The organism is Vreelandella piezotolerans (assembly GCF_012427705.1).
GTDB lineage: Bacteria > Pseudomonadota > Gammaproteobacteria > Pseudomonadales > Halomonadaceae > Vreelandella > Vreelandella piezotolerans.
The window spans coordinates 962,599-980,715 of sequence record NZ_CP048602.1; the positions used below are offsets into that span (position 1 = coordinate 962,599).

At 60.9% G+C, this 18,117-nt stretch carries 17 protein-coding genes; 7 read left to right on the top strand and 10 right to left on the bottom strand.

The annotated features are described in order from the left end of the window. The first annotated feature begins 111 nt into the window (after positions 1-111). Positions 112-615, top strand: coding sequence for a thiol peroxidase (tpx, locus tag GYM47_RS04420; protein WP_153842228.1), 504 nt, complete (start codon positions 112-114; stop codon positions 613-615). Here tpx and GYM47_RS04425 read toward each other — a convergent pair. Next, on the bottom strand, positions 605-1,288 hold the full coding sequence (locus tag GYM47_RS04425; RefSeq protein WP_153842229.1) for a gamma-glutamyl-gamma-aminobutyrate hydrolase family protein: 684 nt from the start codon (positions 1,286-1,288) through the stop codon (positions 605-607). The genes tpx and GYM47_RS04425 overlap by 11 nt on opposite strands. A gap of 46 nt (positions 1,289-1,334) precedes the next feature. Then, the gene (locus tag GYM47_RS04430) at positions 1,335-2,342 is read right to left on the bottom strand and encodes an amidoligase family protein (protein WP_139525266.1); all 1,008 of its coding nucleotides are present in this window, start codon (positions 2,340-2,342) and stop codon (positions 1,335-1,337) included. Between the two features lie 126 nt (positions 2,343-2,468). On the opposite strand from GYM47_RS04430, the gene GYM47_RS04435 reads away from it, so the two are divergent. Further along, entirely contained in the window at positions 2,469-4,895 is a 2,427-nt protein-coding gene (locus GYM47_RS04435; RefSeq protein WP_153842231.1) for a mechanosensitive ion channel family protein, read from the top strand. Here GYM47_RS04435 and GYM47_RS04440 read toward each other — a convergent pair. Both GYM47_RS04440 and GYM47_RS04445 read right to left on the bottom strand, forming a co-directional pair. After that, the gene (locus tag GYM47_RS04440; RefSeq protein ID WP_153842232.1) at positions 4,812-5,243 is read right to left on the bottom strand and encodes a hypothetical protein; all 432 of its coding nucleotides are present in this window, start codon (positions 5,241-5,243) and stop codon (positions 4,812-4,814) included. The two genes, GYM47_RS04435 and GYM47_RS04440, sit on opposite strands and share 84 nt — an antisense overlap. A 31-nt stretch (positions 5,244-5,274) precedes the next feature. Further along, positions 5,275-6,249 carry a DnaJ domain-containing protein gene (locus GYM47_RS04445; protein ID WP_153842233.1) on the bottom strand — a complete coding sequence of 325 codons (975 nt, stop codon included), beginning with the start codon at positions 6,247-6,249 and terminating at the stop codon, positions 5,275-5,277. 111 nt (positions 6,250-6,360) lie between these two features. Here GYM47_RS04445 and GYM47_RS04450 point away from each other — a divergent pair, with 111 nt between their 5' ends. The 5 genes from GYM47_RS04450 to GYM47_RS04470 all read left to right on the top strand — a co-directional run bounded on the left by GYM47_RS04450 (position 6,361) and on the right by GYM47_RS04470 (position 12,135). Beyond that, the gene (locus GYM47_RS04450) at positions 6,361-7,770 is read left to right on the top strand and encodes a hypothetical protein (RefSeq protein WP_139525270.1); all 1,410 of its coding nucleotides are present in this window, start codon (positions 6,361-6,363) and stop codon (positions 7,768-7,770) included. A 138-nt stretch (positions 7,771-7,908) separates the two neighbouring features. Continuing rightward, entirely contained in the window at positions 7,909-8,688 is a 780-nt protein-coding gene (locus tag GYM47_RS04455) for a ThuA domain-containing protein (RefSeq protein WP_153842234.1), read from the top strand. After that, positions 8,685-9,734, top strand: coding sequence for a Gfo/Idh/MocA family protein (locus GYM47_RS04460; protein ID WP_153842235.1), 1,050 nt, complete (start codon positions 8,685-8,687; stop codon positions 9,732-9,734). Before GYM47_RS04455 ends, GYM47_RS04460 begins: the two co-directional genes overlap by 4 nt. Before the next feature lie 64 nt (positions 9,735-9,798). After that, positions 9,799-11,061, top strand: coding sequence for an ABC transporter substrate-binding protein (locus GYM47_RS04465; RefSeq protein WP_153842236.1), 1,263 nt, complete (start codon positions 9,799-9,801; stop codon positions 11,059-11,061). An 84-nt stretch (positions 11,062-11,145) separates the two neighbouring features. After that, positions 11,146-12,135 (top strand): LacI family DNA-binding transcriptional regulator, encoded by a 990-nt coding sequence (locus tag GYM47_RS04470; protein WP_153842237.1) that lies wholly within the window; start codon positions 11,146-11,148, stop codon positions 12,133-12,135. On the opposite strand, the gene cdd is transcribed toward GYM47_RS04470, so the two are convergent. The 6 genes from cdd to GYM47_RS04500 form a co-directional block, all read right to left on the bottom strand. Beyond that, a complete protein-coding gene (gene cdd, locus GYM47_RS04475) occupies positions 12,132-12,539 on the bottom strand; it encodes a cytidine deaminase (RefSeq protein ID WP_153842238.1) in 408 nt (135 codons plus the stop codon). The genes GYM47_RS04470 and cdd overlap by 4 nt on opposite strands. 36 nt (positions 12,540-12,575) lie before the next feature. Continuing rightward, on the bottom strand, positions 12,576-13,301 hold the full coding sequence (deoD, locus tag GYM47_RS04480) for a purine-nucleoside phosphorylase (RefSeq protein ID WP_153842239.1): 726 nt from the start codon (positions 13,299-13,301) through the stop codon (positions 12,576-12,578). Between the two features lie 14 nt (positions 13,302-13,315). Next, complete coding sequence (locus GYM47_RS04485; protein ID WP_139525277.1) at positions 13,316-14,560, bottom strand: phosphopentomutase; 1,245 nt, start codon at positions 14,558-14,560, stop codon at positions 13,316-13,318. Beyond that, positions 14,560-15,912, bottom strand: coding sequence for a thymidine phosphorylase (gene deoA / locus GYM47_RS04490; protein ID WP_153842240.1), 1,353 nt, complete (start codon positions 15,910-15,912; stop codon positions 14,560-14,562). The genes GYM47_RS04485 and deoA overlap by 1 nt, the downstream gene beginning before the upstream one ends. After that, the gene (gene deoC, locus GYM47_RS04495) at positions 15,913-16,719 is read right to left on the bottom strand and encodes a deoxyribose-phosphate aldolase (RefSeq protein WP_153842241.1); all 807 of its coding nucleotides are present in this window, start codon (positions 16,717-16,719) and stop codon (positions 15,913-15,915) included. Positions 16,720-16,802: 83 nt separating this feature from the next. After that, the gene (locus GYM47_RS04500) at positions 16,803-18,086 is read right to left on the bottom strand and encodes a NupC/NupG family nucleoside CNT transporter (protein WP_153842242.1); all 1,284 of its coding nucleotides are present in this window, start codon (positions 18,084-18,086) and stop codon (positions 16,803-16,805) included. Positions 18,087-18,117 lie beyond the last annotated feature (31 nt).

The following is an 18,117-nucleotide window of genomic DNA, read 5'->3' on the forward strand; positions in this document are numbered from 1 at the left end:
GCATTCTCGTTATCGTATCGCGGCAGTGGAAAGATAGCCGAATCGGGTGATTCCGCTGTAAGCTAAAACGTCTTCCTCGACCAACGTTTTACCATACATTAGGAGCTGTAGATGCAACAGATTACCCGCGCGGGCGCGCCGATGGACGTTGCGGGCACGCTGCCTGCGGTAGGTCAAGCTGCCCCCGAGATGACGCTGACAAACACCGACTTCGAAGATGTCACCCTGGAGACCTATCAGGGCAAGCGTAAGGTGCTAAACATCATCCCCAGTGTCGATACCCCTACCTGCGCGATGTCCACTCGGCGTTTCAACGAGCTGGCCTCCCAGTTGGAGAATACCATCGTGCTTGTCGTATCCGCAGACCTGCCGTTTGCCGCCAAACGCTTTTGTGGCGCCGAAGGGTTGGACGATGTCGAAACGCTCTCCACCTTTCGTCATCGCGAATTTCAAAAGGCCTGGGGTGTGGCGCTTTGCAATAGCGCCATGGAAGGACTGTGCGCGCGGGCCGTGGTCGTGCTGGATACGGACAACCGTGTGCTGCATAGCGAGCTAGTGAGCGAACTGAAAAACGAACCGGATTACGACGCGGCGCTGGCAGCGCTCAAGCGCTAGCCCGTTCGCGGCTCTGTTTGGCGGCCGTCACCAGCGCGCTAATGAGGCGCTGCTGGGGACGGTTGAAAATCAGCCACTCCGGGTGCCACTGCACGCCGATCAGAAAGTCGTGGTCCTCTGATTCGATCCCTTGGACCAATCCGTCGCGATCCCGTGCAACGATCTGGATGCCTTTTCCCGCGCGGTTGACGGCCTGGTGATGCAGGCTGTTCACCCGACACCAAGTAACGCCCAGCAGTTGATACAGTTGGCTGCCGCCGACGATATCGACCGTTTTACGGGGCAGCACGGTACGCCGCCGCTTCAAACCTTCATGGGTGGTATAGATATCCGGATCCAGCGTGCCGCCTAGGTGCACGTTGATCAACTGCGCCCCACGACAAATGCCGAGTACCGGCGTGTTTTGCGGGATGAAGCGGTTGAGCAGGCTCAGCTCCAGCTCGTCTCGGGCGGGGTCCAAACGCACGTCGAGCTGAACTTCGCCGCCGTATAGGTGCGCTTGAATGTCGTCGCCACCGCCAATGATCAAACCGTCCAGGTGGTCTGGGAGAGCCCGAGAGGGCGACAGGCGAAGCGGCTTGCCGCCCTGTCGCCAGACGGCAAACCAGTCAAAGCACCAGGCAAGTTGGCTTTTACGATCCGAGGTGGTGATTCCGATCAGCGGTCGAGGCATGCGGTGAGCGTCTCTTATTGCTGTGATGAATGAAGGCAGGGGAGAGTCATGAGGCGCCAAACGGCCTCGATAGCGCTGCCTTCAAGCGTTCCCACCAAGGCTTGCCATGCTCGGCAATGTATTCATCGCAGCGCGCTCGCAGCACGTCATCGTTGGCGGCTAGCTTCTCGACTTCGACCCAGCGGTTCCACTCCAGTACCGATCCCCAGCCTGGCTGTGAGAGCTGGGCATTGGGCAGGCGATAGTGGAAGGTCGGGCGCGGCTTGGTCAACTCGCCATGCAGCAGCGGGTGCGGGTGGTTGGGACGCAGATACGCAAACAGCGGGAGCAGATCCAGCTCTCGGTTGCGGGTGGGGTTGTGGTCCAGGTAGTCCTCGATGAAAGTATCCAGGTCCGGCTGGTAGCGGGCGTCCAGCACCTTCAGCGCATACTCTTTATGAAACGGGTTGGCGTGGGGCAGCATTTCCCGAGTGATATCGACTTTGATCTCTTCGCGTAGCCAGCTGGCCAGCAGCAGATAAGCGCGCATCATGGCGAGCAGATAATCCACCTCATCGCTCTCCACCTCGGGATTGAGATGCAGGCCAAAGCCATAGAGCAGGCTGGCATCGGTGCCTTTGGCACCTTTTTCTCGCAGCGTTTCGAAGAGCGTATCCAGCGTTTCCAGCTCGTCCCATGGAATGGGTGGGCAGACGATTTCGGTGGGCACCAAGCCGGTCACCATGTCGCCAATCAGTTCTCGGGTTTTTTGATGGAACTCGACCCGACGCTGATGCTGTTGACGTGCCCACTCGCTATCGCTTTCGTGATGCTCTTCCAGCAGGGCTTTATCGGGGTGGGCATATTGGGTGTCCAGCTCGATACCGAACTCTCCCCAACGGGTGCCTTCCACCTGTAGCCGATGAGGGCTGACCACGTTAAGCTCCCCACCAAACAGCATGCGCACCAGCTCGGCGGTCTCGCGTGGCGGTAAACCAGCGAATTCGATTTCGACGCCGACACGGCGCCGCTGGCCATCTTTATTGTCGCGTTTGGGTGGGGCTTGCAGCGTCATCTCGGTATCCTTGAGGTGAACGTTTGTAGCGTCAGCCTATCATAATCACGCGTCGAGGCTGAGCGCCATCCGCGTGTTCAATGTTAATCACCGGCTCCCTTGGCCGGTCTATGTCGGGAGCAATGCGTGCGACAGCACTGGATAACCAAGATCATCGTCGGCATCTTACTCAGCCTGCTGCTCGGTTCTGCGGCGTCTGCGCAAAGTGTCTCGCTGCCCAACCTGACCGGCAGTGAGTCGTCGGAGCAGGCGGAGGTGAGCAACGAGGAGTTTCAGAGCTCGCTGAGCGATGTGATCTCGATGCTCGAAAACGAGGAGCAGCGCACCGCACTACTGGACTCGCTGCGCGAGCTGCAGGTGAGCACCGAGGCCGCCGAGGAGGATGGCGTCGTTCGCCAGGGGTTGTTAGGCGCGCTGGCCGACACGTTGACCGACATTGGCGAGCAGGCTCAGGCGGGCGACTCGCCCATCGATGAGTGGTCCCGCCAGCTCGTGCAGGGCGTCGAGGACTTACGCGCCCTGAACGATGATGCAGATCAAGGAGAAGCCATTCGCGCGATAGCCGACGGCGCGGTGTTGGCCTTCGTGTGGAGCGCGTTATTGGTCGTCATGATCGCCTTTGGTCGCTTGATCGCCACGCGACGTCACTGGCCGCTGGACCTGCCAAGGGACCCCAAAGCGTGGCTGTTGGCAGTGCATTTTTTGCGTCGAATGCTGCCCTGGACGCTGGCCTTCGCCATTACCCTCGGTATCGGGCAAATTCTCCCCTATAGCCCCGGGCGGGCAGTGGTATTGGTGGTGGCGTACATCTGCCTATGTGGTCGGGCGCTCTCGGTGGTTTTCGAGACCGTCATTGCCTTCTTTAGCCGTGGGCACCGCTTCCCGGCAGTGCAGGTGTTACAGCACAAAGCGCTACGCGGTCTGTTCGTCATCGGCGCGCTGATTGCCTTGGGCGATGCGGTGAACTCCACGCGGCTGGTGGAGCTGCTGGGGGCAGAGCTCTCCAGCCTCGTATCGGTATTGGCGAACATGCTGGCAGCGCTCTTGTCGGCTCGTTTCATCTTCAAATTTCAGCGGCCGATCCGTCATCTGATTTGTAACCGACCCTACAAACAGCGACGCGATGCCAGCACCGCCGTCGAGATGGTACGGGCGCTTGGCGGGCTATGGCATATTCCGGCATTGCTGATGGTGGGCGGCTCGCTGCTGGCGATTTTCATTACCGTGGGGGATGTGGGGACGGCCCTGGCGCGCTCGATTGTCTCTGCCAGTTTACTGGTGCTGACGCTAGTCGTGACCGGGCTGCTGCGCCGCCAAGCCGAGCGGCTCAACAAGCGCCGCCATCGCCGCCGCTTCAGCCAGTACCGCAAGCGTTTGGAACGTTTCGGGTTCGTGCTGGCACATATTTGCGCGTGGATGGTGTTCGCCGAGCTCTCCATGCAAGTGTGGGGCGGTTCGCTGTTTGGTTTAGGCCAGCAGGCGGTGGCCAGCGCCCGCATCGGGCAAGCGCTAGTAAGTCTAGGGGCAACGATCTTGCTGGCGTGGTTGGTATGGATCTTTGCCGATACGGCCATTCAGCGGGCGCTGACCTCGTCGGCCCGCTCACGCGGGCGGCGGGTGAATCAAGCCCGTGCGCAAACCATCACGCCGATGATTCGCAACGTCATTTTCGTAGCGATTCTCATCATCGCAGTGATCGCAGGGCTAGCCAATCTTGGGGTAAACGTCACGCCGCTGCTGGCCGGTGCCGGTGTGATCGGTCTGGCCATCGGTTTTGGTGCGCAAACCCTGGTGCAGGATTTGATCACCGGTATCTTCATACTGATCGAAGACTCGCTAGCGGTGGACGACTTCGTGCAGATCAACGGGCACATGGGCACGGTAGAAGGTCTGACGCTGCGCACCGTGCGGCTGCGAGACCTGGATGGCGTGGTGCACATCATCACCTTTAGCCGCATCGAATCGATCCACAATATGTCTCGCCAGTTCGGTATTGCGCTGATGCGTATTCGCATTCCTTACGATATGAAAATCGACGATGCGATTACTCTGATGCAGGAGACCGCCCAGGAGCTGCGCAAGGACCCGATGATGCGTCACTACATCTGGTCGCCGCTAGAGATGCAGGGCGTGCAGGGCTTCGAAGAGGGCTGCCCCATCCTGCGGATGCGTTTTCGCACCGCACCGGAAATGCAGTGGGATGTCTCTCGTGCCTTCAATCTGCTGCTGAAGCAGCGCATGGAAGCGCAAGAGATCGACCTGGGCGTGCCGCGTTTGAGTGTCAGCATGGAGGCACGCTCCGAGTCGCGTATGGAAGACGCCTCCGGCACCGACCTAAGCCTGGAGCGAGGGGAGGAGAGTGCTTCCTCTTCGGCAGACGAGGCGCACAAAAAGCCGACGCCCCCGAAGCCCGCACCACGCCCCACTCAGGCGGAAATCCGTCAAGACGAGCGGGAGCGCCACGGCACGTCAGCCCAAGCCAAGCCCCATGCTCAGGGCAAACCCCAGAGCGAGGCCTATACTCGCCCCCACGGTGAAAACGGCGATGAGTAGCCATGGCCCGCGCAGGCGGCGCCAGCGGTTGTAGAGCGAGACCGCATGGCTGACGCGATCGACCAGTTCATCGTGGCGAGAGATTGCATGATCCGGCGGTAAAGAGAAGTCGTTGGCCACGTCGCCCTGCCAATGGGCACCGTGGGTCAGGCCTAGGCGAGCGCGCAGGCGGCCAATGTCACTCAGCGTATTGTGCAGGGTGTCGTAGGTTTGCCGATGAGGCGGCACGGCGAGCACGGACGTGGCATCCTGGCGTAGCGCGCTATTGGGGCAGCGGTCCACGGCACTCTTGATCTGCTGGTCGTTGGCCTCTGGTGTCAGGGCGAGGCGTTGGTACAGGTCGCGCATAATCCAGGAAGTCTCTTTCCAAGCGTAGTGATTAGTAGGTTTGCATCAAATAATCATAGGCATTTTTGATGCGTTGAAAACGCGCCGACGCTAGAGCGACCTGGTGCTCGCTCTCGGAGTAGAAGCGATCTGGGTGGTGAAGCTGGGCCATGCGGCGATAGGCGCGGCGTACATCGGTTTTGCTCGCCCCTGGCGTCAGCCCCAGGACGGCGAGGGCGCGAGTGGTGCGATCGGGAGGCGGTGGGCTGCTACGTTGCTGGCGTCGTCGTGACTCCTCTTGCCGCGCCTGCTCTTGGCGTGCCTGCTCCTGACGCGCTTGTTCGGCTCGGGCCTGTTCGGCGCTGGACTGTTCCGCCCGCGCTTTGGCGCGGCGGGCGTCCTCTTTCTGCTGCTTTTTTTCCTGCTGCTTCTGTTTTTTTTCCTGCTGCTTATCGGCTTTGGCCCGCTGCTGCTGTTCTTGCTCGGCCTGCGATGCCTTGGCGCGTTGTGCAGCCTCGGCTTCTTCCCGCGCTTTGCGGGCATAGTAGTCCGGGTCGTGAGCTTGCCAGTAGGCGTCGCGGCTCGGGTCTTCCGGCTGGCGCAGCGGCTGGCCGGTCAGCTCTTGGAACAGCGTACCCAGGGTCGTGGGCGTCACGTTTAACAAATCGGCTAAAAACCGCAGAATGTAATGATTAGCCAACGAAATATCGCCGTCGTCCGTGGCCACGGTAATCGCTTGGTGCATCACACTCAGGCTACGCTCTTTAGAACACTCTTTGCGTACCACCTCGGCGGCCAGCTGAATGGCGTGCAGGTCTTGGCTGTGGGCAATACTCATCACCGGCCCCAGTTCGTGTCCGTGGCGAAACTGCGATGTCACCTGGGCCAAGCGGCGACGCCGCTGGCCTTCCGAGACGTGCTGGCGGTGCACCAGCACCCAGCCCAGCAGTAGTAGTGTGGCCGTATCCACTTGGCTGCGGCTTTTGAGCAGCAGCAGCTCAAAGGGTGAAAAACGGGCGATGGACATTCCCTAGCTCCAAGGCGAAGTAGTAAACCGTAGCCTCTGTTTAGCAGACCACTATGGCGAGCTCACCATGGTATATCATCGTGTTTGGCAATGAAGTAGGAGATTCGTGAGGTGATCAACGTTGAGCGTAAAAATAGCTTCCAACTGCGCCTATCGCGGCGGCTAAAAGAAGAAACCTCGCATACGCTCGATGTGTATTTGTTCGTGCCCAAAGAGCTTGGGTTGAGCACTCACGTCATTTCCGAAGAGGCATTTTATCATGGTGCGATCAGTGTCTCGCGCACCTACTACAGCGACGAGTATCACTTGCCGCTGGTGCATAGCCGATTGGCTAGCCGTAACCAGTTGGGCAGCGACTCTTACCGCTTGAGCCTCAGCCTTTACGCCTATCAATACGTGGGGGCCTTGGAGCGCACCACCCAAGCCTTGCTGGCTGACGCCCGTAAGCTGCGTCGCGATCCAACCGATGAGCCAGACGCCTGGGATGAGAAGGCCAACGCACTGACCAAACGGCTCGCGGAAATGAGTGACCTGAGTGACGGCATTCTCAAACGCCTGCGGCGCAACCCGCCCAGCGACGATCGTCTTTATAAATACTTTGCCAATATCGACAACTACCTCTCCTGGTTCACCGAGCAGCAGCTGTTGGCGCTGATCGCGCACATGCCCAGGGGAGGGCGATTTAGCGACATCAAACGGCGCTTCTTGACGGTTTGTCAGCGCGAAGGGGAGTATCGTCAGACGCAGGAGTACAACGCTGAGCGAGTGGTGGAAGACCCCACTCGCATGTCGAATAAAATGCGTTTATTGCGACGTCTCATCGAGCATCCCATCACCCTGAAACAGCGTGCTTTGGAGCTGGGTAATGGCGAGCAGAAAGCAGTGAAAGCCCTGGCAACAGCGGTGGTGATGGCATTCGTTTCGCTGGGCGTGCTGCAACTGCGCAGCGCCCTGGGCGATATCACCGCCCTGTTCGTACTGGCCATGGCGCTGCTCTATGCGTTGCGGGAAGTGTTCAAAGACGATCTGCGCAACACGCTATGGCGCTGGTTACGTCGTGGCCGTCCCAAATGGCGACGTCAGTATATCGACCCTACCCGCAATGCCCTGGTGGGGCGGCAGCTTGAGTGGTTTGACTACAAACGCTACGCCGCCTTGGATCGTGACATTCAGCAGATGCGGCGGCGCACCGTTGCCCAGCGGGACGAAGTGGTCATGCATTACCGCTCCAGCTCGCATATGTCGCCCACCCGCTTTCTAAGCGGATACGAACACACTCGTGAAACGCTGCATATCGACCTCTCGATGCTGACGCGTTTGATGAGCAAAGACAAACACCACATCTATCGTCTCAAAGAGGGTCAGGCAGTGCGGGAGAGCGTCGAACGTCGCCATCTTTTCAATCTGGTGATACGCGAGACCGGCAGTGAAGATGCCCCCTATCTGGCCCGTTGGAAAGTCGTGGTGAGCCGTTCCGGTATCGTGGATGTCGAGCGAGTTGCCGAAAACCGCGACACCTAATCGCTTTTCCTTTGCCATTGAATGCGACTAAAAGCTAAAAAGTAAACGTTTACTCTGAAATCGTAAACGTTTACTTTTTCCCAGGCGCCGGTCAAAACGGCTGGTGAGGCGATATACGAATACGCTTGGGAGAGAGCGATGGCACTGCGAGTCACCGTATGGGGCGAGAACGTCCACGAGCAAACCAACGAGGTGGTAGCGCGCATTTACCCCACCGGCATGCACCAGTGCATCGCCGACGGTTTGAATGAGTCAGAGGCGCTGTCCGCCACCGCCGTCACGCTGCAAGATTTAGAGCAAGGGCTCAGCGAAGAGACGCTGGAGAATACCGACGTGCTGCTGTGGTGGGGCCACGCCGCCCACGGCGACGTGCTGGAAGAGACCGTCGACCGCGTGCAAAAGCGCGTGCTGCAGGGCATGGGGTTGATCGTGCTGCACTCCGGTCACTACTCGAAAATCTTCAAACGCTTGATGGGCACTACCTGCTCACTGAAATGGCGAGAGGCCGGCGAGCGCGAGCGCCTTTGGGTCGTCAACCCTGGCCACCCCATCGTGCAAGGGCTCGGAGATTACCTCGAACTGCCCCATACCGAAATGTACGGCGAACCCTTTGCGGTGCCCAACCCGGACGAGGTGATTTTCATCAGTGCCTTCGAGGGCGGCGAAGTGTTCCGCTCTGGCCTGACCTACAAGCGTGGCAACGGCAAGATTTTCTACTTCCGTCCCGGCCACGAAACCTACCCGATCTACTACGACGAGCAGGTCAAGCGGGTGCTCAAGAACGCCGTGCTCTGGACGCAGCCGGAGGGCGCCCGGTGGATCGACAGCTGCCCCAACATCCCCGCCGACCAGGCACCCAACCCGGTCGAGATCAAAGGCGAAAGCTTGCACAAACCCGGTGAGGAGGGCTTCAAATGATCCGTATCGCAATCATTGGCGCGGGCAGCATGGCGGGGGAGCACGCCAAGCACTATGGCCGCATCGAAGGCGTTGAGGTCGTGGCCGTTTGCGATCGCGACTATCCCAAAGCCCAGGCGTTTGCCGAACGCCACGGCATTGCCGATGTGTATCAAGACCTGGACGCCATGTTGGCTCGGGACGATATCCACGCGGTGAGCAATGTCACTCCGGATGGCGTGCACAAGGCCACGTCGTTGGCCGCCATTGCAGCGGGTAAACACATTCTGTGTGAAAAGCCTCTGGCCACCAATGCCGAGGATGCCCACGAGATGGCCGCTGCCGCCCAGGCCGCCAAGGTCATCAACATGGTTAACCTGAGCTACCGGGATGCCCCTGCCATTCAGCACGCCCGAGCACTAATTACCGGTGGTGCCATCGGCACCGTTCGCCACGTGGATGCCAGCTATCGCCAGAGCTGGCTGGTAAGCAACGCCTGGGGGCGCTGGGATGAGGATAGCCAGTGGCTCTGGCGGCTCTCGGAAGCCCACGGCAGCAAAGGCGTGCTGGGCGATGTGGGCGTGCATATCGTCGATTTTGCCAGCTTCCCGGTGGGCGATATCACCCGGGTCAACTGCGAACTCACCTGCTTCGACAAAGCCCCGGATAACCGCATTGGCGACTACGTGCTGGATGCCAACGACACTGCGCTGATGCGCGTGCGCTTTGCCAATGGGGCCATGGGTACGATTCAAGCGACCCGCTGGGCCACCGGCCACCACAACTCGCTAACGCTGAGCGTTCACGGCGATAAAGGCGCGATTCGCCTGGATCTGGACGCCTCCAAAGACGACGTACAGGTGTGCCTGAACGATGACGTGCACCCCGCCCGCTGGAGCACCGTCAAGGCGCCGCCAACGCCCAGCATTTATCAGCGCTTTATCGAAAGCATTCGCACCGGCGAAAACGATCAGCCCGACTTTGCCCGTGGTGCGGCCATTCAAACCGTGCTGGACGCCTGTTTCGTTTCCAGCCAGGAGGACCGCAGCCTGGCAATTGCCAGCTAATAAGTACCATTTCATCACGCATCTTTTGAGGCAAGACACCCAATAACAAGATGAGGATTCCCCGATGCGCCCTACATTGAAAACACCGTTGCTGCTGATGACGTTACTGCCAGTGGCACTGCCTGCTTTGGCCGCCGAGATCACCGTGGCCTGCGGTGATGGCGGGGCAGCGGATTTCTGCCCCGAACTCTCCCAGCGCTGGGCCGAGGCCAACGGCCACCAGGTCACTATCGTCACTACGCCCGCTTCACCCACTGAAAAGCTCTCGCTTTATCAACAGCTGCTGGGCAGCCAGTCGGAAGATGTCGATGTGCTGATGGTGGATATCGTCTGGCCGGGGCTGCTGGCAGAGCACTTGGTGGATTTGAACGAGTATCTACCAGCATCCGCCACCGAGGGTTTCATTCCCTCGCTAATGGAGAACAATACCGTACAGGGCAAGCTGGTCGCGCTGCCGTGGTTCACCGATGCGGGACTGCTCTACTATCGCCACGATCTTCTCGAGCAGTATGGCGCCGAGGTGCCGCAGACGTGGCAAGCGCTGACCGACACTGCCCGGCGCATTCAAAACGCCGAGCGGCAGGCGGGCAACGAGCGCATGCATGGCTTCGTCTTTCAGGGCCGCGCCTACGAAGGGCTGACCACCAATGCGCTGGAGTGGGTGGCAAGCCATGGCGGCGGTACCTTTGTGGATGCTGAAGGGCAGGTAACGGTGAATAACCCACAAGCGGTGGACGCCCTGACGCTGGCGGCCTCCTGGGTGGGGGATATCAGCCCAGAAGGCGTGCGTAATTACATGGAAGAGCAAGCCCGCGGCGTTTTCCAGGCGGGCAATGCGGTGTTCATGCGTAACTGGCCCTACGCATGGTCGCTGGGCCAAGCGGACGGCACGCCGATTCAAAACAAGTTCAGCGTAGCGCCGCTGCCCAGTGGACCTGAGGGCGAGTCCGTTGCCACGCTGGGCGGTTGGAACTGGGCAGTTTCCCGCTATTCGGACGAGCCGCAGGCCGCCGCTGACTTGGTGGCCTATCTTACCGCCGAAGCACAGCAAAAAGCGCATGCCATCGAGTTTGGACGCAACCCCACGCGCCCCGCGCTGTACGAAGACGACGAGGTTCTGGCCGCGCATCCGTTCATTGGCGAGCTTTATGAAACGGTGATGAGCGGCGTGCCGCGCCCGGCCAGCGTCACTGGCGATGCTTACACACGTGTCTCCAACGCGATCTTCAATCGCGTTCACGAAGCGCTGTCCGGCAGCGTCACGCCAGAGCAGGCGGTGCAGCAGTTGGATAGTGAGCTGGCGCGTTTAGGGCGGCGTGGCTGGTAGCGCGAGCAGCGTTAGCGTCCGTGTACTCAGCGATTTTCGGCCACGCTTTTTGTACAATCAGGGCCCGACTGGCTGAGGCATGGCATGAAACAGAACACACCGAGCGCGCAAACCGCCACCATCCGCGAAATCGCCCGGCGCGCCGAGGTCTCGATTGCCTCGGTCAGCCGGGCGCTCAACGGTAAACCGGGGATCAGCGACGCGCTGCGCGATAAAATTCTCACCATTAGCCGTGAAGTGGCCTATCAGCCCAGCGCGGCGGCGCGGCAGTTGATTAGCGGAAAAGCCGCTGTGGTAGGCATTTCATTGGGGCGGCAAGATATCGAACTGCGCCCTTACTATATTCTCCTCTACCAGCACCTAACCGTCGCGTTGCACCAGCAGGGCATGGTGCCGATCTTCTTTCACCACGACCAAACCTCGGCGCTGCCCGAAAGGGCCGGCGCAGCGATTTTGCTAGGGGAAACCGGCGAAGACGAGCGCCCAGCGCTGCTACGTGAGGCGGGCATACCGTTCGTGCGGATTGGCAACGCCGGGGAAGGGTTCTCGGTGGCCCCGGACGATGTCTCAGGCCTGTACCAAATCACGCGCCATCTGATCGGGCAAGGGCGAACACGGATTGCCTTCGTGGGTGGCGAGTTGGACGTGCCGCGCCCCCATAGTCGTCTTTCCGGCTATCAACGAGCCATAGCGGAAGCGGGGCTGAGCGAACAGCTTCTGAGCCTGCCCCATCGGTTCACTTCCGACTCGCTCACTAGCTACCGACACCTCAACCGCTTTCTCGATCATGGAAACACTACGTCATTACCGTTCGATGCGCTGGTCTGCGCCACCGACGAACTGGCGCTCGGCTGTGTCGCTGCGCTGGAAGATCGCGATATTCGTGTGCCCGAAGACGTGGCCGTGACCGGCTTTGACGACCTGCCTACCCTAGCCACCGGATTAACGACGGTGCGCCAGGACATTGCCGCCATTGCGGCGATGAGTGTCGAGCTATTGAGCGAAGCGCTGGCGGGAAAAGCGCCCCGGCACGTGTCGCTGCCGGTGGCGCTGGTGCTGCGCGAAACCTCTTAGCGCTCCGGCAGCTGCTCCGGGCCGAAGGCGTCGGGCAGTAGGCTGTCCATGGTGTAGGTTTTCAGCACCTCGCCCTGCTTGGAGAGCACCATGATTTGCGTGCTGGGGGTGGCGAACTCGCGGATGCGCTGGCGGCAGTCGCCGCAGGGTGTACAGAGGTGCTCGCCAGGGCCCATCACATACACCTTGGCAAGCTCGCGCTGGCCAGCGGTGATCATGGCAGAAATGGCCGAGGCTTCGGCACACAGCCCTTTGTAGTGGGCCACTTCTACGTTGCTACCCGCAAACTGCTGGCCGTCGGGGCACTCCATCACCGCCGCCACGGGGTGGTTGGAGTAGGGCGCGTAGGCGTTGCCCAGGGTGGTCAGCAGCGTGTCGACCAAGGCCGGATCCGCTCGATTCATGCTGTTATCCTCTGAATGGCGTGAGTGGGCATCGTCTTAGGCGCGGGCGGCGTCGTCGCGTAGCACGGTATCGAGCGCAATCACCATCATGTCGTTGAAAGTGGTTTGGCGGTCGGCGCTGGAGAGCGAGTCGCCTTTTAGGATGTGATCCGACACGGTGCAGATGGTCAGCGCGCGGGCACCGAACTCGGCAGCCACGCCGTAAAGGCCAGCGGCTTCCATCTCGACGCCGACGATGCCGTAGCGCTTCATCAGCTCGGCCATGTCGGTTTGCGGGTTGTAGAACAGGTCCGCTGAGAAGATGTTGCCGACTTTGACCGGCACGTTCTGCGCTTTGGCGGCCGCCACGGCGTGGCTGGTCAGCTCGAAGTCGGCGATGGCAGCGAAGTCGTGGTCGTTGAAGCGCATGCGGTTCACTTTGGAGTCGGTGCAGGCACCCATGCCGATCACCACGTCACGCACGTTCACGTCGTCGCGCACCGCGCCGCAGGAGCCGACGCGAATGATCGACTTCACGCCGTAATCGGTAATCAGCTCTTTGGCGTAAATGGAGACGGAAGGAATACCCATGCCGTGGCCCATTACGGAAATCTCGCGGCCTTGATAAGTGCCGGTGTAGCCGAACATATTGCGCACGTCGTTCACCTGGCGCACGTTCTCGAGATAGGTATCGGCGATGTACTTGGCGCGCAGCGGGTCGCCGGGCATCAGGACGGTATCGGCGAAATCGCCTTTTTCGGCATTGATATGGGGGGTAGCCATTGTGTCTCTCTCCTTTAAGCGGCTTTGGTCAAAAAGCTGTCGCCGTCGGCCATCGCCTCGAGCGTGAAGTAGTCGGCCAGGGTTTGGCCGATGTCGGCGAAGGTGCCGCGCTCGCCCAGCGGGCCGGGGGCGAAGCCTGCGCCGCGCACCATGATCGGTACGTATTCGCGGGTGTGCTCGGTGCCTTCCCAGCTGGGATCGCAGCCGTGGTCGGCGGTGAGCAGCAGCAGGTCGTCGTCGTTAAGCGCCGCCAGCAGCTCCGGCAGGCGGGCGTCGAAGTGCTCCAGCGCAGCGGCGTAGCCCGGCACGTCCCGGCGGTGGCCATAGACCGAGTCGAAATCTACGAAGTTGGTCATGATCATGGTTGGGCGGTCGCTAGTCTCGCGTGCGGTGCGCGCGACTTCCGCTAGAGTGGCCTCCATGAGCGCGTCGTGGCCGCTGGCTTTGACCTTGTGGGTGATGCCGCAGTGGGCGTAGATGTCGGCGATCTTGCCAATCGAGACCACTTCGCCCCCGGCATCGGCGAGTTTTTGCAGCACGGTCGGGGTGGGCGGCTCGATGCTGTAGTCGCGGCGATTGCCGGTGCGGGCAAAGTTTTGGCTGTCATCGCCGATGAACGGGCGGGCGATGACGCGGCCAATGTTGTACGGCGCCAGCAGTTCGCGCACGGTTTCGCACAGGGCGTAGAGGCGCTCCAGGCCAAAATGCTCTTCGTGGGCGGCAATCTGGAACACGGAGTCTGCCGAGGTGTAGACGATCGGCTTGCCGCTCTGGATATGCTCTTCACCCAGGCGGGCAATGATCTCGGTGCCCGAGGCGTGGCAGTTACCGATCACGCCAGGCAGGTCGGCCTGCTCGACGATGCTGTCCAGCAGCGTTTGGGGGAAACTGTCGGTCTTGTCGCTGAAGTAACCCCAGTCGAAGCGCACCGGTACTCCAGCAATTTCCCAGTGGCCGGAAGGGGTGTCCTTACCGCTGGAGATCTCTTTGGCGTGGGCGTAAGCGCCGCTCAACTGCTCGGGCAGGCTGACGCCTTCCGCGACGCTGCCGGTGGCATCCCGGTGGGCGTGGAACAGGCCGAGCGCGGCCATGTTGGGGAGCTTCAACGGGCCGGAGCGCTCGGCGGTATCCGCTTCGCCACGGGCGCAGGCCGCGGCGATGTGGCCCAGGGTGTCGGCACCCTGGTCGCCAAAGGTAGCGGCGTCCGGCGCGCTACCGATTCCAAAAGAGTCCAGAACTAAGACGATGGCACGACGCATTAGGCTTCTCCTCGGAAGGTCTCTTGCAGCAGGGCGTCGGCGGTGGCCTCGGCGTCGCCGACGGTGACCGCCGCGCGTAGCTGGGCGGCGGCACGAGCGGCGGCCTCTTCGGTGCGGGCGTGAACGATGGCCAGCGGGCGCTGGCTATCCACACGGTCGCCGATTTCGGCGATATCGCTAAACCCGACGCTGTGGTCGACGCTGGCGTCGTTACGCAGACGGCCACCGCCCAGCTCCACCACGCTCATGCCCACGGTACGGTTATCGAAGCGCTGCACGATGCCGCTCTGCTCGGGGTACACTGCCTGAATGACCGGTGCGGTGGCCAGGTAGCTGTCCGAACGCTCCATGAAGTCGGCGGGGCCGCCCAGTTCGCGCACCATGCGGGCGAAGACTTCTGCGGCTGCGCCGGAGGTGAGCGCTTTGTCTAACTTGGTAAGGGCTTCTTCGCGGTTAGCCACCAGTTTGCCCGCCATCAGCATTTCGACGGCGAGTTCGCGGGTGACCTGCATCACGCGGCTGTTGGCGCGCTCGCCGCGCAGCAGCGCCAGGGTTTCGACGATCTCCACCGCGTTACCGGCACACGGGGCCAGCGGCTGGCTCATATCGGTCAGCAGGGCGGTGGTGGGCGTGCCTGCTTGGGTCGCGACATTGGCGATACTTTTCGCCAGTTCGCGGGATTTTTCCGGGGTGGGCATGAACGCGCCGCTGCCGACCTTGACGTCCATGACCAGGGCGTCCAGGCCAGACGCCAGCTTTTTACCCAAGATGGACGCAGTGATCAGCGGAATGGATTCCACGGTGGCGGTCACGTCACGCACGCCGTAGATGCGCTTGTCCGCCGGGGCGAGGTTGCCGGTTTGGCCGATGATCGCCACGCCGGTGGATTTTACGACCTCGCTGAAGCGCTTGGGAGCGGGGTAGGGGTCGTAGCCAGGGATCGATTCCAGCTTATCCAGCGTGCCGCCGGTGTGGCCCAGGCCGCGGCCAGAAATCATCGGGACGAAGGCGCCGCAGGCGGCGACCCAAGGGCCCAACACCAGCGATACCAGGTCACCCACGCCGCCGGTAGAGTGCTTGTCCACGATCGGGCCAGGCAGGTTGAGCGAATCCCACTGCATCACGTGGCCTGAATCGCGCGTCGCGGTGGTCAGCGCCACGACCTCTTCACGACTCATGCCATTCAAAAACACCGACATGGTGAAAGCACCGATCTGCGCGTCGCTGATGCGGTCGTCGGCAATGCCCTGCACGAAAGCTTTGATCTCTTCAGCGGGCAGCGGCTGGCCGTCGCGCTTCAGGCGAATCAGTTCTTGGGGGAGCAGGGCATGGTGAGAAGCGTTTGACGACATTTAGTAGCCTCCATTGGTCGCGGCATCGGCATTGCCGTTGAGCGTGTTCAGTAGGTTCGTCAGTAGGCTGGACGCACCGAACCGGAAGTGCTCGGGCGTCACCCACTGCGGACCCATAATGTCGGCAGCCAGCGCCAGATACTGGGCCGCTTCTTCGGCGGTGCGAACGCCACCAGCGGCTTTGAAACCGACATTTTTACCGCTGGCTTTGATGGCTTTTAGCATGATCTCAGCGGCGTCTAGCGTGGCGTTCACCGGTACTTTACCGGTGGATGTCTTGATGAAGTCAGCGCCACCTTCGATGGCCAGCTCGCTTGCACGTTGGATAAGCGCAGGCTCCTTGAGTTCGCCAGATTCGATGATGACTTTAAGCTGGGCTTGCCCGCCGCAGGCGGCTTTGCACATTTCCACCAGCTCGCGCCCCGTCTCTTCATCGCCTGCCATCAGCGCACGGTAAGGAAACACCACGTCGACCTCGTGGGCACCTGACGCTACCGCTTCGCGGGTTTCACGGGCAGCGCCCATGATATCGTCGCCGCCGTGGGGGAAGTTGGTGACCGTGGCGATCTTGACTTGGCTCTCCAGCTTGTGGGCACTGAGCGCGCGGGCAGCGGTGACGATGAACTGCGGGTAAACGCACACCGCCGCCGGGTTGCCGAACGGCGTTTTTACCTGCTGGCACAACGCTTCGATCACGCTGTCGGTGTCACTGTCGTTCAGGCTGGTCAAATCCATTAGCGACAAAGCTTGACGAGCGGCTTGGGTGAGTTGGGCTTGGGTGAGCTGGGGGGAGGCAGTAGCGTTCATGACATTCTCGCAAATCGATAAAAGACAAAACGGGCACTGCGAAAACATAGCAGCGCCCGTTGAATGGTGTGGTGCTCGCTGCGTTACGCCGTCAAACTGCTTAGCGCAATGAAGAAGCCGGCGATGGAAGCAGACATCAAGTTAGAGAGCGTACCGGCCAAGACCGCTTTGACACCGAAGCGGGCAATTTCTTTGCGGCGCGTGGGAGCAATGCTACCCAGGCCACCCAGCAGAATGGCAATCGATGACAGGTTAGCGAAACCGCACAGGGCAAATGACAGGATGGCCATGGTGTGCGGGGTCATCAGTTGACCCGTTGCCGCCACGACCTGTTCGCCATCGATGTACGGCGCTAGATTGATGTAGGCGACGAACTCGTTGACCACCAGCTTTTGGCCGATGAACGAACCTGCCAGCGTTGCCTCTTCCCACGGCACGCCGAGCAGGAACGCCAGCGGCGCAAACAGCCAGCCGAGAATGAGCTCGAGGCTCAGCGATTCAAAGCCGAACCAGCCGCCAACGCCGCCTAAAATGCCGTTGATCAGCGCGATCAACCCGATGAACGCCAGCAGCATCGCACCAACGTTGGCTGCCAGCATCAGGCCGGAGGTCGCGCCGGACGCCGCGGCATCCAGTACGTTGGTAGGCTTGTCGTCCTGCTCTTTCAGCTCTTCATCGACCTTGGAAACGCTGTCGCTGTCTTCGGCGTCTTGGGTTTCCGGCATGATCAGCTTGGCGAACAGCAGACCGCCCGGTGCTGCCATGAACGAGGCGGCCACCAGGTACTCCATCGGAATGCCCAGCGCGGCGTAGCCCGCCAGCACCGAACCGGCCACCGAGGCCAAACCGCCGCACATCACCGCGAATAGCTGCGATGGCGTCATGCGGGCAATGAATGGACGCACCACCAGTGGTGCTTCGGTTTGGCCGACGAAGATATTGGCCGTGGCCGAGAGCGATTCGGTACGCGAGGTGCCCAATGCTTTTTGCAGTGCGCCGCCCAGAATCCGAATGACCCACTGCATGATGCCCAGGTAGTAGAGTACGGCAATCAGCGACGAGAAGAAGATGATGACCGGCAGTACTTTGATGGCAAACACGAAACCGACGTTTTCTACATCGGCAATGCCACCAAACAAAAAGCCGATACCGTCGTTGGCGTACACCAGCACCTGGCTAACGCCCGCCGAGATGGCCTGAAGCACCGCTTGGCCAAACGGAACGTAAAGCACGAACGCGCCAATACCGGCTTGGATGGCAAAGGCACCCAGCACGGTGCGCAGCCGAATCGACTTGCGGTCGTAAGAAAAAATCAGGGCAATGGCCACTAGGGTGACCATACCAACCAAGCTCATGATGAGGGTCATGGGAGTACCTTCGGATCGTGAGGAGTGTGAG